The sequence below is a fragment of the Paenibacillus thiaminolyticus genome, from assembly GCF_003591545.1.
In the GTDB taxonomy this organism is placed as follows: Bacteria; Bacillota; Bacilli; order Paenibacillales; family Paenibacillaceae; genus Paenibacillus_B; species Paenibacillus_B thiaminolyticus_A.
Window position 1 is genome coordinate 24,814 of the sequence record NZ_QYZD01000025.1, and the last position, 16,859, is coordinate 41,672.

General features: G+C 41.5%; 15 protein-coding genes. All 15 read left to right on the forward strand.

Annotation, left to right across the window (positions count from 1 at the left end; genetic code table 11):
* Positions 1-94: 94 nt before the first annotated feature.
* The 15 genes from DQX05_RS21800 (at position 95) to DQX05_RS21870 (ending at position 16,817) form a co-directional block, all read left to right on the forward strand.
* Complete coding sequence (locus DQX05_RS21800; RefSeq protein ID WP_119795574.1) at positions 95-988, forward strand: S1 RNA-binding domain-containing protein; 894 nt, start codon at positions 95-97, stop codon at positions 986-988.
* Complete coding sequence (locus tag DQX05_RS21805; protein WP_119795575.1) at positions 969-1,916, forward strand: hypothetical protein; 948 nt, start codon at positions 969-971, stop codon at positions 1,914-1,916. The genes DQX05_RS21800 and DQX05_RS21805 overlap by 20 nt, the downstream gene beginning before the upstream one ends.
* Positions 1,917-1,938: 22 nt before the next feature.
* Positions 1,939-2,802 carry a CpaE/TadZ family protein gene (locus tag DQX05_RS21810; RefSeq protein WP_119795576.1) on the forward strand — a complete coding sequence of 288 codons (864 nt, stop codon included), beginning with the start codon at positions 1,939-1,941 and terminating at the stop codon, positions 2,800-2,802.
* A gap of 29 nt (positions 2,803-2,831) precedes the next feature.
* Entirely contained in the window at positions 2,832-3,800 is a 969-nt protein-coding gene (locus tag DQX05_RS21815; protein ID WP_119795577.1) for an SAF domain-containing protein, read from the forward strand.
* A 26-nt stretch (positions 3,801-3,826) separates the two neighbouring features.
* A complete protein-coding gene (locus tag DQX05_RS21820) occupies positions 3,827-4,513 on the forward strand; it encodes a hypothetical protein (protein WP_119795578.1) in 687 nt (228 codons plus the stop codon).
* A gap of 2 nt (positions 4,514-4,515) precedes the next feature.
* Entirely contained in the window at positions 4,516-5,346 is an 831-nt protein-coding gene (locus DQX05_RS21825; protein WP_119795579.1) for a chromosome partitioning protein ParA, read from the forward strand.
* A 4-nt stretch (positions 5,347-5,350) separates the two neighbouring features.
* On the forward strand, positions 5,351-7,231 hold the full coding sequence (locus DQX05_RS21830; RefSeq protein ID WP_182914864.1) for a P-loop NTPase family protein: 1,881 nt from the start codon (positions 5,351-5,353) through the stop codon (positions 7,229-7,231).
* The gene (locus DQX05_RS21835) at positions 7,224-9,314 is read left to right on the forward strand and encodes a hypothetical protein (RefSeq protein ID WP_119795580.1); all 2,091 of its coding nucleotides are present in this window, start codon (positions 7,224-7,226) and stop codon (positions 9,312-9,314) included. The genes DQX05_RS21830 and DQX05_RS21835 overlap by 8 nt, the downstream gene beginning before the upstream one ends.
* Before the next feature lie 212 nt (positions 9,315-9,526).
* Entirely contained in the window at positions 9,527-10,000 is a 474-nt protein-coding gene (locus DQX05_RS21840) for an ABC transporter permease (RefSeq protein ID WP_119795581.1), read from the forward strand.
* A 62-nt stretch (positions 10,001-10,062) separates the two neighbouring features.
* Positions 10,063-10,443 carry a hypothetical protein gene (locus DQX05_RS21845; protein ID WP_119795582.1) on the forward strand — a complete coding sequence of 127 codons (381 nt, stop codon included), beginning with the start codon at positions 10,063-10,065 and terminating at the stop codon, positions 10,441-10,443.
* A gap of 12 nt (positions 10,444-10,455) precedes the next feature.
* On the forward strand, positions 10,456-11,007 hold the full coding sequence (locus DQX05_RS21850; protein WP_119795583.1) for a death domain-containing protein: 552 nt from the start codon (positions 10,456-10,458) through the stop codon (positions 11,005-11,007).
* The gene (locus DQX05_RS21855) at positions 10,994-11,965 is read left to right on the forward strand and encodes a hypothetical protein (RefSeq protein WP_119795584.1); all 972 of its coding nucleotides are present in this window, start codon (positions 10,994-10,996) and stop codon (positions 11,963-11,965) included. The genes DQX05_RS21850 and DQX05_RS21855 overlap by 14 nt, the downstream gene beginning before the upstream one ends.
* A 50-nt stretch (positions 11,966-12,015) precedes the next feature.
* Positions 12,016-12,414 carry an IS200/IS605 family transposase gene (gene tnpA / locus DQX05_RS21860; protein ID WP_119795585.1) on the forward strand — a complete coding sequence of 133 codons (399 nt, stop codon included), beginning with the start codon at positions 12,016-12,018 and terminating at the stop codon, positions 12,412-12,414.
* 36 nt (positions 12,415-12,450) lie between these two features.
* The gene (locus DQX05_RS21865) at positions 12,451-13,596 is read left to right on the forward strand and encodes a copper amine oxidase N-terminal domain-containing protein (RefSeq protein ID WP_119795586.1); all 1,146 of its coding nucleotides are present in this window, start codon (positions 12,451-12,453) and stop codon (positions 13,594-13,596) included.
* A gap of 11 nt (positions 13,597-13,607) precedes the next feature.
* Positions 13,608-16,817 (forward strand): DUF5704 domain-containing protein, encoded by a 3,210-nt coding sequence (locus DQX05_RS21870; RefSeq protein ID WP_259392172.1) that lies wholly within the window; start codon positions 13,608-13,610, stop codon positions 16,815-16,817.
* Positions 16,818-16,859: the final 42 nt, after the last annotated feature.

The window sequence follows — 16,859 nt, forward strand, 5'->3', positions numbered from 1 at the left end:
GAGCAATAGAGCGGAAGACGCATGCTCCCTATAGGGAGCTGCGTCTTTTTTTGTGCCCTATTAGCTATGACCACAAAAGGAGGATTTTTGTTCTATGGCATCAGCGAATAAAGCAGTACTGGATTTATTACACGAATCTTTGTTGCGCCAGTACGTTCAAATGGGAAATGTAGGAAACGTAAAGACAGCGCCGGTGGGCGGGCAGAAAGGTGAGTATGTCGTAATCGAGTTCAACGGAGTTGATTGTTACTGCAAGAGAGAAGATTTTATTAAGCGCCAGACGTCATTGGCTGGCTTTCTGGGTACAAAAGTTCCTTTCCTTGTGAAGTCTATTACTCCAGACGGACACGTGATTGTGAGCCGCTTAGAAGCCATCCCTAAAGTAGTCAAACGCTTTCTACGAACTGTAAACGAGGGCGATACAGTAAGAGGTACTGTGACCGGTGTTTTAGAAAATGGGTTGGTTTTTGTTGAAGTAGAAGGATTCCCGTGCCTGATACCTCCAGGAGAATGGGATTATGTGAAGATTCCGAATCTCGAAGAAATGATTCGTATCGGCAGCCAAATTGAAGCTAAAGTTATCAACATTGAGGAATACACGCCAAACGAGACGGATAACGAGAAGGAGCGGGAAGTTGAATTTGGCTACCGCATACGCCTTTCCCGAAAATCCGTTCTTAATGAAGAAGTCGCAAAGATCTGGCATGAGATCGAAGAGCACTATGCTCCCGGCGATCAAACCGAAGCCAAAATTGTTGGCTTTGGCCCTGGCTATAACACATACTTTTTAGAATTACCGAAGAGAGTCGTTATTCTAGGAAACTTGCGAACAACTCTGCGTCGTCAGTATGGGCAAAACCTACCGAGCGGACTCAAGGTCCATGTGGAGATACGCAGCATGGACAAAGAGAAAAGAAAGGGTCGAGCCACTATTTTCCGCATTGATCCCACGTTACAGCAATCCATGAATGGATATGCCGGATTTTAATCCATCTATATCTGTTTGGAGAGCCAAGGATGGTTCCGTTCCCATCTTTGATGACCCTACATTAAAATTCACGATGCTTCGCTGGCAAGGACGACCTGATACGAATTTTGAAGTGACCTTATTTCGTGTTCAGACGGGACAGATTACGAAAGTAGATATTGAAATCGCCGTAGCGTTAGCGAACGCTCAAGCATTGACTGAAAAGCAATTACGAAGAATGTTCAGGCATCGTTTCCGGAAGGATCATGAATTAGCGACTCGCCTGAGATTCCTACAGAAATTAGCATGGTTTGATGGTTGGCATATGGAGAGTGATTTCAACAGCCGTGAATATACATGGACAATCGGCGTAGCCGCACAAAATTATTTGAGATTCGTTATGGGGATGACAAATCTTATCAATCCATTTTTTAATTCACGGCGTTGCCGGTTTTTCTTAAGTGTCTGTGCTATCAATGAAATTAAGCACCAAATGATGGATTTGGGTGTGCTGCAAAGTGAGAATGACTTTAGCTTTCAGCCATATCTAGGGCCAAATGTGGATCAGCCGTTTGCTCAGGTTAAAATGGTTACTCCGTTTGGACCTATCGTATTTTATGTAGAACGTCTTGATCAAACGCGAAAGCCAATTAAATTCATGAGCAGGCGGATCAATATGTATCTGGAACTGGTTGAAAAGAATGAAAATCAACTACCTAATCCAACTAAGGAACAAGCAACATCAATGCTATTGTGGAGCTGTGGCAGTGAGGAAGCGATTCGGGAAATTGTCGGATCGCTCTATTACCTTCCTGAGAACATACCTCAACTGTTTATCGTAGATGAGGAGCCTGATATTAGGAAAGCCTTCCGTGTAGTGCAAAAAGGGGAAGGTGAGGGCGAGGTTATGATTCGCCCTTTTGTATGGGACTTCATTGCAACCGTTTAACGGGGTAGAGGAGGTACAGGAAGTGAATATGTACTTTGCATTAGGGGTAACTGCAGCGTTAGCTTTAGCTGCGGGTGGATTCGTTGTACGAGCAAGAAGAAAGCAACGACATACCAATCGATTTCACGTTTTCGATGATACGGGAGTAATCGAAGCACGCCAAGTGAGCGAGCTCCTGGTTGATATTCAGGAAGAAGTACCCGAGCTTATTCTATCAAACTCAAAGAAAGAGCGGGTGCTTGAAAAAACGGTAGGAAACTGTGTCATTGCTGTAGCGGGTGTTGATCGTGGCGTTGGCTGTACTCACCTTGCCATTATGATCGCTAATCAATTAGCAAAAAGGAACTACGCGGTTGCTTTGGTAGAGGCAGACCAATCCGATGAATTTGGATATATCGAGGCAGCTTATGAAGGGTTGAAACAGCCATCTTCACGAACTCATTTTCATATACATGGTGTCACTTATTTCCGATCAGCTCACCCGCTCCAGATGTCTCAATTGATGAGCGAATACAGCTATATCGTATTGGATGTAGGAGATTATAAGAGTTCTTCCATATATAAGGAATTCACAAGAGCAAGCATACCCGTCCTGGTTGGAGCGGGTAGTGAGTGGAAGCAGCATAAGCTAAAGCAATATGTAGAACAACATGACATCGCCGAGCCTCATCGCCAGAACTGGAGAGTATGCGTTTCACTGGCAGATAGAGAGTCTTTACTGGATGTAAAAAGCATGATTCCGGAATATAAGCTCTTTGGTATTCCGTATCATACGGATCCGTTCAAACTGTCGGAACAGATGTCTGAATTGATGGATTCGATTGTGTCGGTTGAACCGAGGCGTATTTCATCAGCAAAGAGATGGTTAAAATCGTTTTTCTATTGAGACATTTATTTTGAGGAGTGAGTCAGCTAGTGGCCGTTATACGTCAACGAACGAAGAACCTAATTGTGGCTGCCGGACTCGGTGTAGTAATAACTGGGGCTGTGGCGACGGGCGTACTTCTATACAAACAATACCAGCATGAGAGAGAGTTAACGACTGTACGGATGGAGTATGCAGCGAAGGAGAAACAACTTAAACGTGAAGTTGTAGTGACCAAGCGTGACATAGAGATGGGAGAGACACTAAAACCAGAAGACTTTACATACTTGGAAGTTGAAGTAATGGGAATTCCGGAAGATGCCCTTATGGAAGTGGCTAAATTAAATCAACGACGAGCGCGGCTTCCTTTAAAGTCCCATACCATTGTCACCAATTCCATGTTTCTTGAGGATGAGTCCATTACAAATGATTTGCGACATCAGGAATTTACCGAGATCAAGCTGCCTCAGAAACTCAAGACCAACGAATTTATCGATGTTCGGATTAACTTCCCGACAGGTCAAGATTACAGGGTTCTCACTAAAAAGCAAGTTAAAGATCTATTGACCGGCAAAGTTTGGTTTGAGCTGAACGAAGAGGAGATACTCACCATTTCTTCAGCTCTGGTAGACGCTTACCTTAATCAAGGCATGTTATATGCACTTACCTATGTTGATGCAGGTTATCAGAAGAAAGCAGAGGTTAACTACCCGGTTAACTCGAGTGTATTGGATCTGATGAAAAGCCATCCCGGAATATTAAGCAAGGCGCGTGAAGAGCTATCTAGAGTTATGAGAAAACAGCTTGAAAAAGAACTGGATGCCTTGAATACAAAAGGGGATATGCCTAACAGTGGAGGTGTAAATTCTCGTTTGCAGCAGGGGAATCAAACTCCCGCTCCGGCGGAAATTCCTAATCCGGTACAAGATACGTCGGCAATGAAGGAGCCTGAGCCTACACATAACGATGCTATTGAACCGTTCCCATCCTTGGTGAATGAGCCTACCAACGAAAACTAGCATTATGACTAATCCGGAGGTCTACTATGATTCAAACTATTTTTGTCGGAGCGCTAGATAAATCAGATTTTCTCATTTATCTAGGGTCCCTATTAAGTCAAACAGAGAAGCGGGTATTGCTGGCTGACGCGACGAAAGAACAGTGGCTACGATATCACGTATGTTCACAGGAACTGAACAATAACATAACTGACTTTTATGGGATTGACATTGCTCACTACATTACACATTATAAGCAGCTTCAGCAGCTACTACAAAACAGGGCTTATGATTATGTGCTTCTCGATACCGATAACGAGAACTTTTTAGATCCAGTTATGCTTCAAGAAATGAATGCGAGATATCTCGTTACGAATTATGAGAAATATGTGGTTGAGCGGAATAAAGAGTTATTCATTACTAATTTCTTAAATCAGCCGGAGCCGATTTCATTTAACTGTATTGTCTTAGAAGCTGTCGATTGTCAAGTCGATTTTCAGTATTTGGAACAATATTATTATTATCTGCCGCTTCGCTGGGGCCGAGCCATCGAAATACCTCTCGATGACTATGATAAAGCAATCAAAATTAACAATTCGTATAACATGCACGTTCGAGGAATGAAGCGGCTTTCTAAAAAGTATGTCCAAGCATTACAAAGTATAGCAAATGAAATATCTCTAGAAGGTGAAGATATCAAAAAAAATTGGAAGCTGCTTCTGAAGGGAAGATAGTCATGAAAATTGCTTTTTGGTCTGAATTACATGGTCAAACGGGTCAAACGTCTACTATGGCTGCCATATCCGTCATTACAAGCATGGAGCATTTCTGCAGAGTGTTAATGGCGCAGACTAAGTTTTCCCATTCCACGCTTGAGAGTGCTTTTATTCGGCCGAGCCATATACAGAATGACATCATATCTTTTAACGATTACGGAATAGATGCGTTAGAGCGATTGGCCCGAACCAATCAATTAAAGCCGGCAGATATTAAAGACTACACAATTGAGATTTTAAAAAGCCGATTAGATCTGCTTGTCGGAACAAAGAAACCGGTAATCGCCATGTACGAAAACATTATCAATGTTGTCTCAACAATATTTGGCCATGCTTCAATCAGCTACGATTTAACCATGATTGATGTAAACAGTGGCTCACAGGATCCCATGACTCTTGAAGTGCTACGGAGTTCAGACCTTGTTGTCGTAAACCTGTCACAGAATATGTATGTGCTGGACCGTTTTTTTTCAAAGCGAGATTGGCCAAATGTATTAAATGAAAAACCTATGATTTATGTGATAGGTAACTATGAAAAAGAATCACGTTATTCGAACAAACAAATTGCGAGAAAGTTTGGAGTCAAGGATCCTATTTATGTCATTCCACGGCTGCCCGCCTATGCAGATGCATTGAATGAGGGTGCGATAAAAGAGTTTTTCTTTCGGAACCGTAAAGTAACCAGAGAACATGAAGCGGGTTACTTCCTGAATGAAGTTCGTAGGTTAAGTAAAGCTATTCTTACCAAGGCCGGCTTAAGCAACAAAATTATCGGGGACAAAGGGGCATAACAAGTTGAATGCACTGAATCTCACATTTATCGCACTCATCTTTCTTATCATCGGGCTGCTACTTTATTTACGTTTAACGGATCGAAAAGAGATTAAGGAGGCGCCACCAAAAGAAGAGGACCGTTACAGTTTAGAACATTTAACCGAATTTGTACGGAAGATGCTCAATGAAATTATCACGGTGGATTTGCGGGCCTGGGGGTTGTCTGAAGAAGAGTACAGCCGACGGAATAACAAAAGGGCGATGCTCCAGCGAGCATTACGAGAATGCTCTACAGGAGATGTGCAGAATAAGGCTTATGTCAAAGAGTTTATTGCAGACTTACTGCTGAAGACGTATCAGGTCAACAGCGAAAATCTTAATCATGCAATAGCTTTTGATAAGCCCGCTTCCTTATCCGCTCAAGAAAAATTCGCAATACTACTTCATATGTTCAAAAAAGAACACGGCAATCAGGCACTTGAGTGCTTAATTGAGAAATACGAGCTGGATAAACCTAAGTATATTATCGAAGACGGACAAACAGAATCGTATGTCATTACAGCCGAAGAAATAAACGAAATCTTCAATACAGAGTATCATCCGCTGGTGTTCGAGGATCGACTCGCAATCGTCGTACAGATCATATATCAGAATTACAAAGGGTTCAGCGTGATAGATGAGATTAGAGACCAGAATATTGATGGAGTAAGCGGCGGTGTTTCAGGAATTCCATCCAATTATATGTATCAAGTCGCAGGCGAGTACGACATTTATTTTCACCAAATGAAAAAGGTTCCGGAGACACACGATAGCATTTGGCTCTTCTACCGAGGAAAGTCAATCCATTTATCTTTCCTATCATTTGGGAGTGAACACGAGCTAAAGCGGGTATGCCAAAACATTTATAAATATAATCATCCAGGGCAGCTTTCTGAGACAACGGGCTATAAAGTAAACGAAATGAAAGACGGCTCCCGGATTGTTGTTCTAAGGCCACCATTTGCGGAGTCATGGTCCTTCTTTGTTCGTAAATTCGATATTCCGAATGCCACCTTGCTGCAGCTCATTACAGATAAAAATGCAGGACCGGTCATTAGACTGATTAAGTACTTGGTCAAAGGATGTCGGGTGACCGCAGTTACGGGGGCACAGGGTACAGGGAAAACCACGTTACTCATGGCCATGGTCAAACACATCTCGGCTATTTTCCCGCTCCGGGTACAAGAAATGGCATTTGAGCTACATCTTCGTCAGATCTATCCTTATCGGAATATTTTGACGCTACGTGAAACAGACAATATATCCGGTCAAGAGGGTCTAGATATTCAGAAGAAGACGGACGGTGCAGTCAACATTGTTGGGGAGGTCGCGACCGATCCAGTTGCTGCTTGGGTTATTCAGACTTCGCAGGTAGCGTCCTTATTCACATTGTTTTCTCATCATGCGAAGACATTCATTTCTTTGATTGAATCTCTGCGTAACTCCATGCTGAAGACCGGCGTTTTTTCAAATGAGAAAATAGCCGAAGAGCAAGTTATTCGAGTCATTAATTTTGATATTCATCTCAATCGTTCCAATGATGGGCATCGATATATAGAGCGTATCACGGAGTGTGTACCTGCTGAACAAAAGCCCTACGATCGAAGGTACAACGCGATACAAGATAAGGATTCTCGTGAACAAGCGTTTATGGATACAATGGTCGATTTTATGGAACGGATGACGGATCGGAAACTTTATGAAGCTCGAAATATTGTGGAGTACCGTGATGGCGAATATGTTTTCATGAATAAAATATCGGACGCTAACCTTAAAGCTATGCTTGCCTCTATGAATCAACAAGATTCACAAGAATTCCAATTATTCATTGGGCAAGTATGGGGGGGACATTCCCATGGATAAAGAATGGCTTTACGGGTTGTTAATCGTAACATCGGTAGGGGCACTGATTCTATACATCTGTTATAAGTTCATTGAACGTAAGAATCAACGTTTAGGAGCTGCAAGTGATGAGTATTTTTATCGTGCGCTTCTACCGACAAAGGGAAACCGCTGGAAGCAGATATGGACAAAAGGGTTAACGGCAAGTTATCGATTTTTTATTAAGGTGCCCTTCATAAAGACGTACACATTGTCCATACGGGGAAGGATTCAACAGATACATTCGTATGACGAGACAATGATGAGAAAACAAACCATGAAAATAACCATCCTTACATTGTCCAGTGTAATCGGCGCCAGTGTTTTGCTTTTGCTTATGGTTCCAGATATAACTGCTATTTTTATGGTCATCATAATGGTATTCGTATTTAACGGGCTCATAATCGATGCCTTAATTTCCAGAGTTGAGTTTCGACTCCTAAAGCAATTGCCACATTTCAATAGTGATGTACGCCATCATTTTCACCGTCACGGTATGGTGGAAGAAGCTGTACTGGAGGCTGCTGAAGCAGCTACCTATGAAGCATCTTTACATGGAAAAAAGATTCATGAGGTGTTGACTTCAAATCAACCGGATGAGGCATTGGAAGAGTACTATCGAGTCGCGCCTTCTCGTTTCCTGAAGTGGTTTGCTGGGTTTTCTTTTCTAGTGATGCAGTTTGGGGATAAGGTGGTTACGACCGGTTCCATGTATTTATCAGCCCTTACTCGTATCAACAATGATATCAACTTAGAGATTTTAAAAAGACAAAAATTACAGTATTATTTGAGTTCTTTGTCGGCCATCGCCGTCATTCCCATGTTTTTTATATCACGTATCGAAACCTGGGCTAGAAGCAGTTTTCCTGCTATGGATGCTTATTACTTGGGGCAGCTAGGCCTAATTACGAAAATCCTGTTATTTGTGACCACCATTTTATGTTACGTCTTAGTTCGTAAGCTGCAGGAGAATAGTGAAGGCAACTATCAAGCAAAAGTCCCCAAGAACAAATTGGAATCATGGCTGTATCAGGTAAAGCCGATCAAATGGTTCGTTGATCGTTTTACGCCTGGCTCACATACAAAAGAGTATTATAAGATACAAATTATGTTAAAGGATAGTAATGTGCCTATTCAAATAAAGCCATTCTATCTACGCCGGATCTGTCTATTCATCTTGACATTATCTATATTCGCAGGTCTCTTTTCATATATGCACCATCTGCAGGTACAGAACATTCTATATGCTCCCGCTCCTGCTAAAACGATGTTTGGAATTGTAGATGACAAGGAGAAGAAAATCCTACAGGAAGAAACGAATTTTGACCGGTCCATTATTAACCATGTAAGTCAGATCGAATTAAAAAGAGATGATTTGTTATCTGTAATAACTCGGGCGGTACAAGCAGCTAACGATGCTACATGGAATGACAAACAGATCAACGAGGCGGTAAATCGGATATATCTTAAAATGCTCACCCTCTCACAAGCTTACTTAAAATGGTGGGAGCTGTTAATTAGCACTTTAGCAGCTTATATTGCGTATCAAGTTCCTGTATGGATTTTACATTTTCAACGTAAGTTGCGCCAACTTGACATGCAAAATGAAGTCGATGAGTTTTTGAATCTAATTGTAATGCTGCGTGAATTTGAACGGATGTCGGTGGAGATGATTCTGGAGTGGATGGAGAGGTATTCACGTGTCTTCAAAGAACCACTTCGAAGATGTCTCCTAAATTATGAGAGTGGGGCACACGAAGCATTAGAAGAGCTTAAAAATGATGCACCTTTCGTACCGTTTGTTCGTATCATTGAAAAATTACAGCTCGCAACAGAAAAAATTCCAATAAAGCAAGCTTTTGATGATCTGGAAAGTGACATAAACTACTACCACGAAAAGAGACGGTACGATAATGAACGATTGATCGACTTAAAGTCAGAATGGGGGAGAACAATTGGTTTTACCCCATTATATGCAGTGATATTTTTATATCTCGTAGTTCCTATTTTCTATACAAGTGCAATTCAAATGAAACAATTCTTCACACAGATTCAAAACTTGTAGCTTAACAACTTAACTCTCATATATTTTCCATCGGTTAGGGGAGATAACGAGTGCTGAAGTATGATGTTGAATCTGTTCTGAGTAATTCGAGAATCAGAAAGGAGGTTGGTACTTATGGGGCAACAGATAGCCGTTATCTGGCCAAACCAAGAGAATAAAAATCCCTTTAAAAACTTTTAACAATATTTTATATATTTAGGAGAGAGCATCGAATGAACAACGCACAAAGTGCACTAAAAGTAGCAGCCGGTATCTTGCTGACTATTGCATTAATTACAATTGTGGTACTTTTGTTTGCAAATGCTAACGAAGCAACCAAAACTGCACAGAATGAGTTCTCGTCCATCCAAACGGAATTAAGTAGAGCTGCATTTACGGTGTATGACAATACGACAGTAAGCGGGTCTCAGGTTATCAACGCTATTCGTAAATATTATAGTCAAGACCAATTCGGAATACGCGTGATTACTGGTAAAAACAAAGCGAATAACAACAAAACAGGTAATTATTATGGTATGAATGTGTTGGACGATGGGTCAATCAGTGGAACTTCCAAGAATGAAAATATTCAGATCGCTCAGACGGAAACTCTCGATTCATACGTTAATCCTAGCGGTAAATTCATAGCTAAAGTCATCGTGGATAAAAACAATGTGACTCGAGGAATTGTTTTCGATCAGCAATAACTGCATAAATTGGGGGGCGTCTCGGTTCGGGGACGCCCTTCTCCTCAAAAACAGGAGGGGTTATGTTAGGTAATTTTCGTAGGATGATGGACATAGCTGTTACAGTTACATTCTTTCTTAGTGCAATATATTTTTCTCTACAAGTAATCGGTGATGCTTCAGAAGCCATTAAAAATGTTGATAGGCAAAATCAAAACAAGGATCGGAATATGAGTCAAACTTTAAAGATTACACAGGAAAGGGTGTATACGGGCGCAGAGATCATTAATTCGCTCCGACTTCTTCCTAGTTTGAAGTATGACATACTTGTAGAAGGTCACCAGTTTACTTCTGCGGATGATCCGGATGATGTAACCTTATCGATGATTATTCCAACAAAACAGTACCGATTAATCGAAGCAAGAGATGATGCAGGGCACATTAAACGATTAGCGTATCAGTAGGAGGGGAATGATGTGTCTAATTCAGTATTAAAGCTGCTTGGAGCCTTGTTATGTGTGCTTTTGTTGTTCATATACCCGCTCCTGGAGTCGTTTCAGAGACAGGATGATATATCGAATTTGTATGCTATCAAAAGCACCACCCAATTTGTTGATAGTGTTCGTGAGAAGGGATATATTACTCCCAGAATGTGGGATCAATTTATGAGAGAGCTGAGTTTAACAGGGAATACATTTGATATATCAATGGAACATTATGCGAAGACCTATGAACCGGTATATGACGACCCGACCCAACAAGCAACCTTCAAGTCAGATTTCTTGATCCATTACCAGTTAACGAACCAGGATGATATTTTAAAGGTCATGTACCCGGATAACTCCGAACCGATAGAATCATCCAATCGGCGGTACAAGCTCAAAATAGGTGACTACATTGGCGTGAAGGTAAGTAACTCCAATCGAACGCAAGCCACATTGCTGCTTGATTGGTTATCAGGTACATTTGCTCCAAAAGAGAAGATCATTGTACCTGTAGGGGGGATTGTCCGGAATGAGGACTACTAAATTTGCTATTATTTTTGTCCTCATTATGCTGCCTTTCTTTTGGATAAACAGGCTGCAAGTGCAAGAACAAATGTTTAAGCTGCAGACGGAGATGAAATATAACTACGCTCTTGATACAGCTGTCGATGACGCAGCGCTGACTTTAAAAAGCTCGGCTATATGGAAAAAAACCGAAGAGTCGTATGAGTCACCCAAACGCTTAGAATTACGTAAAGAGGATGCACTTCAAGCTTTCTTTTACACCCTCTATTTGAATTTTGATATAGTAGATGATCCTATCTCTCAGAATCAATTAAAGCATTACCTCCCAGCTGTGGCCATCATAGGGTACGAAGCGTTTGACCTTTATGTTGAAGAAGAGTTTGCCGCAATAAATGGGGAGTCAAAGCTTCAGCATATATGGAAGCCGACTACACCTTATACATATACGGACACGCTAGGGAACGTTTTTTCATTTACCTTAGACAACTATGTCTCGATTTATCTGCCAGCTGCTGATTCATGGATAAAGGGGTACCAAAGGGAATTAAAATATTCCAGTGCGCTGCCTTTGCTACAAGATGATGAGCATTTTGATGCAATACGACGTATTACCATCATCAATACTATACAGGATGCCTTGGAGCGGGCCATTAACAAGCACAATGAGTGGGCTTCCAGGAACGGGGTATCTTACACCTTTACGCTTCCTACGATATCCAATGAGGAATGGAACAATACCATTGATGATGTAGGTTTTGTCGCTTTTATTCAAGGCCTTCCGATCGGACACTCTACTTATAACAACTATGCACTTGGAGGATCAAGATTGTTAAAAGCAAAAGTTCTATATGGAACAACCATCAATGGCATTAAGTATGCCTTCCCGCAAAATTGTGCTCCCGCTTCGGTGGAAGAAACGTTCTCCACGGAGAAAGAAGCTGCTCAAAATGGATACTATGTCAAACGTTGTTATTAGATAAGTAGAACCTATCTAACGTTTGTGGTATTATTTAGGTGGGTGATGATATGCCAAATAAGGGGTATGACAAGACAAACATTGTTTCGAATTGCAGCTATTCTGTTGTTTTCTGTACAAAACTACGTCGGAGAGTTCTGGAGAGCGCGGTAGAGCAACGTTTAAAAACTTTATTAGAAGAGAAAGTAAGTGAGTTAGGAGAGAAGTTGTTAGATCTTCAAATTAAATCTGATTATGTTGTCATGGAAGTAACGTGTGAACCACGATTAGGCATTCATCGGATGATTAAACAGTTAAAGGCGCACACGTCGAGACAATTAAGAGAAGAGTTTTCTCAGTTGAAATCACGAATACCTTCTCTTTGGACACACCATTATTTTGTAAAGACACTAGGGGAAGTCAAAGCAAGTGAAGTCACATTCTATGTTGAATCTCAAACGGGATTATAACCAAACCAAAAAAATAATAGGAAATGAGGCAACGACATGAGAAAAATGATTATGGGGACCATGGCTGCTACCCTGGCATTAGGGATGTTTGCTGGAGTGCTTTCCGCTGCACCATTGAAGTATGATGTCACGCAACGTGCTCTTGAGATTGTAGTCGATGGTAAGAAGGTTCCATTTACTGATGCACGTCCGATCATGGATAGTAGCAGCCGGACCTTGGTTCCCCTACGAGTTGTATCTGAAAACTTGGGTGCAAAAGTGAAATGGGATGGAAAAAATAAGCAAGCTGAAATTAAAAAGGGTACGGTAACCATCAAAATGAAGGTAAATGACTCGACTGCGTACATCAACGGAGAGCCCAAAACGTTTGATAGTCAAATGGTGATGATGGGGGAACGTACGATGGTTCCATTACGGTTCGTAAGTGAGGCACTTGGGACCGAGGTTGAGTTTGATAAAGGTGCGTATTTTGTTTACGTGAAAACACCGGCTTTCAATGAATCCGCGGTGAAGTTAGACGAGTACGGTAGGGAGATCCGAACCACGAATTTGCCTAAGAACTATAAAGACTTTCCCTATATTCTAAAAGATGTTGCAAATGAGATGTACGAAGTTCCGTTTTACATTGATGAATGGAGTAAAGAAAGGTTTGCTAGTCCTGCTGAATTATCTAAAAGTCCGCATATTATCAGGGTAAATGTAGATGGCTGGAAAAAGAAAATAGAGGAATATTACGGACTCGTTTTGAATGCAGATTACACAAGTATTGATTATGATTGGGCAAAGAATGTGCGGAGTTACAAGAATATGCTTGGTGGAGTTGAAAGTATAACATCTTATGTCGATTGGGTAAGAAAAAACAAAATTAAAGTAGAGGGTTCTTTGGTCGCAGAGCCAAGTATTGTCTATGATGATGGTACTGATTACAGAATGCGTACAAAATTTAAATTTCGAATTGTCAGCTTTGATAAATATCAAAATATCTTGTATGATTCTAGCTTTCACTTAGAAAAGAATGCTAATGGGCCTTTGCCTGTTTATAAAAAAAATGTCTGGTATGAAGGTTACGCCGATATTGCACTTTCTTCCAATAACAATGGAGCACGTTACACACCTAATCTAATGTTAGATAATCCAAGTTTGTTTTTAAAAAATGCATTCATTAAACCTAACAAAAATTGAGGTCCAATAATATGTGGAAATACTGGGTTAGGGTAACATTGTTTCTTTTTACGCTTACGTTATTCCCTGTCGGTGCATTTGCCGATGATAACGTCAAAGTTGTAGACGGAGAGATACATTTTACTACCGAAAGTACACAAGCAACCACCGCAATTAGATACCGTACCACAGGATTTATGGTACATAAAGAAGCGTTATGTGAACCTGGTCGAGTACAATGTGATCCACGTTCTAAAGCTCCTGTTGGGATAATTGAGGATCTCCAGCAAGTTGGTAAGGACGAGGAAATTGGTAATGGCATGGTGAGAACCCGGTTTGTTGTTCCAGAGGATATAGCATCAGCTGCCCTCGGAGAAGCCGGCCTAGAGGAAATTAGAGAGGGCCATACAATCTATCTCTCTTCTATTTTTCAAGTCATGCATGGGGATAAGCTACTTCCGACAAAATATTATGATTTACAAGGAATAAAAAAAGCAGAGGGTTGGGCGGATCCTAATCGGTTCGGTCAATTTTATGACATTAAAGTCACCTATTCTGCTAATTTTACGGCTTGGGCACAAATAAAGTTATCTGATGGAACGGAAGTGAGTATAACTAAAATACCGAATAAAGCTATAGCGCACGGAAATTGGCCCGTGGGATCATCAATTTTTCACACTTTCGATAATGAAATCACGGATGACAAAGGCAAAAAATATAGAATTTATAAATCATATATCCGCGCAGCGAGAAAGCCGGGGGAACAAAAATTTCAGCAGGATGGCGATCCAGATACGAACCCGAAACTGACCAATAGAAATTTCACCATAGCACTTGGGGGGACGTATGTGGTCGGTGTGTATAAGGAAATTAATTCTCCGCCACCACCTGATCCAGATCCGACACCGGGAACCAAAAAGTGCACGTTACCAGCTCCACTGCAAACCATACCTGACGAAGTGATGGATCCGAAAGCTTCGGCTTTGATTAAAGCGGACAGCAGGGGAAATGAACGCTTCGATGTATCACTTGGCATTCCAACATCAGAAACGTTGTATGCAAATTCATTCGCCCTTAATTACTTATTCAAGAACAAATTTGTTCAGATGGGCGGCACCTGTACGTATGAAGTTCCCGTAGAAAAAACGTTTACGAAAAAATGGACAGAACCAGCAGTAGGGGAAGATGGGAAACCCTCGAAGGAAGAGTTCGAGGAAGAAGAGACCGTCAGTGACGTCATTACGGTGGAGCGGCCTTATTCATATTGGGTCATCGATAATCTGGAAGTCTACAAAATTCGTGAAACAAAACTCCAAAATACGGCGTTGCCGAGCGGAGGCGTTACTTTATCACCGTCAGGCTACACCCCACCGGACTATACTGTTTCGCAGCAGGGCGGAATTGTAAGTGAGCCTGCAGCACAGCAGGTCACTTTACCACCCCAAACGGTGGGAAAAGATCTGCCAAACTATTCAGGGGAATTTAAAGCGGCCGCGGAGAAAGCGATCGGTAAAGTGCAGGTTCGCAATGATTCACTCACATTCAAGGGAAAGTCCATTATGGATGGAGATCCCGTTGAAGAGAGTGGTCTAACACCAGGAAAAATCCCGCAGCCGTATCAGATCAATGAAAATGTGTTGTACAAAGATCGCTTACTCATCGAAAGTCATAAAGTTAACGCGAAAGATATTCCGAGTACCGGCACCATTTATTATGACCTTTTGCCGCAAAACATTAACGGCGGTGCCAATAAACAGTATCCGATTTACGGAATCAATACGGTTACTATTCATACGCCGGTTGTAATCTACGCAAAGGTTTCCGATGATCGTGATCATAACCAAAAGACGAATCCCAATCCCAATCGATCAGCCTTTATTTTGGATCGTCCGTTTTCCATCCAAATGCCGACATACGGACAGCATAGGGATATCAAAGGATATGGTAACCGGGATTATGCCAAGTATTATCGCTCCAAAGAAGTCCGTTTTCCCTTTGATACTTACAGCGCTGATAAACGGACTTTCCACCCGAAGGGAACGTGGATAAATATCCCGGTTTCACAAGAAAGTACTTCTTTCTTTCTTCCTGTATGGGTAGATGAAGGAGACTATACTGTCGATTTCAGGGTAACCGCCGAAAACGCACCATCTGGCGTCACAGATCAACATCATGCAAACCTAAATCTTCAACACCATCGTGCAACCGACACCGCTTTAGTTGAAGTAATAGGGCGGGTGTATGACTTCCGAATTACAGATATTATGGACTTCAAATGGGAAGATGTTTTCCGCAAAAAGAAAGGGAGTAAAGAGCATTCAGGATTATTTTATTGGGTAGGCCAGCTGGGGATTGACGGGGAAGTTCGAGGGAATAAATCACCTTATGTTTTACCGATCCGCCGCGGCAGCCATCCTAATCCAGGATATAAAAATGTAGCGGTAAAGACAGGTTACTCATTTAAGTTCGACCTAAAAAGCAAGGGAAATATGTTTGGCCCAGATGACGCCATCAGAATTACGCCTACCTTTTATTATGTTGATAAGAATGGGGAAAACCGCCAGGAAGTGGACATATATTATCATACGGATAAGCGAAAGTTCGTAAAGATTGGCTCTCAGTATGATACGGTACAGCGAAAAGTGAAGCTAGACGAGCGTCTTAGAAATATGGACCAGCAAACAATGGTAAACACGGCTGCTGCCTATTACAATTTACATCCTAATCAAATGGAGAAAAACCAACAAACTTTTATAAATGATTGGTTGAAGCGAGCTAAAAAAGATACGATTGTTGGTGGCTACAGTCATATTCTACTTCCTAAAGAATTGCGAACGTATATGGGACCATTAGCTATTCCAGAGGGTGTAAACCCTTCGAGAGCATATGCTGCGATTCAACAATGGTATGCGGAATATAACTTGCCATCTAAGGTATATGTCGTTCCGAAAGGATTCGACTTAAGTAAACAGTTCAACTTCAATGATAATGCACCATTCTTCTTAAGAAATGGATATATCATTGTAAACTTTAATATTGAGACGATCCGTAATGGAAATCAGTCAGCACCGCATCTTCAATACATTTATGCACCGCTCACAAATCAATGGAAACGAGAAGGTTTTTCATATTCAGCGATCGATCCATACGGAATCAAGTTCCAACTGAAGGACGGAGATGTGATGTTCTATCATGCCGATAAATCATCTGTTGATGACTTTACAGTTGGAGGAACCCACTAATAAAGGATTAGCAGCCCCTATGGTTATCATGGGGGTTGTTCC

Coding starts and splice junctions, on each gene's coding strand:
- DQX05_RS21845 (WP_119795582.1), top strand. CDS start 10,063: ATGTTAGGTAATTTTCGTAGGATGATGGACATAGCTGTTACAGTTACA.
- DQX05_RS21870 (WP_259392172.1), top strand. CDS start 13,608: ATGTGGAAATACTGGGTTAGGGTAACATTGTTTCTTTTTACGCTTACG.
- DQX05_RS21865 (WP_119795586.1), top strand. CDS start 12,451: ATGAGAAAAATGATTATGGGGACCATGGCTGCTACCCTGGCATTAGGG.
- DQX05_RS21855 (WP_119795584.1), top strand. CDS start 10,994: ATGAGGACTACTAAATTTGCTATTATTTTTGTCCTCATTATGCTGCCT.
- DQX05_RS21825 (WP_119795579.1), top strand. CDS start 4,516: ATGAAAATTGCTTTTTGGTCTGAATTACATGGTCAAACGGGTCAAACG.
- DQX05_RS21805 (WP_119795575.1), top strand. CDS start 969: ATGGATATGCCGGATTTTAATCCATCTATATCTGTTTGGAGAGCCAAG.
- tnpA (WP_119795585.1), top strand. CDS start 12,016: ATGCCAAATAAGGGGTATGACAAGACAAACATTGTTTCGAATTGCAGC.
- DQX05_RS21800 (WP_119795574.1), top strand. CDS start 95: ATGGCATCAGCGAATAAAGCAGTACTGGATTTATTACACGAATCTTTG.
- DQX05_RS21820 (WP_119795578.1), top strand. CDS start 3,827: ATGATTCAAACTATTTTTGTCGGAGCGCTAGATAAATCAGATTTTCTC.
- DQX05_RS21840 (WP_119795581.1), top strand. CDS start 9,527: ATGAACAACGCACAAAGTGCACTAAAAGTAGCAGCCGGTATCTTGCTG.
- DQX05_RS21835 (WP_119795580.1), top strand. CDS start 7,224: ATGGATAAAGAATGGCTTTACGGGTTGTTAATCGTAACATCGGTAGGG.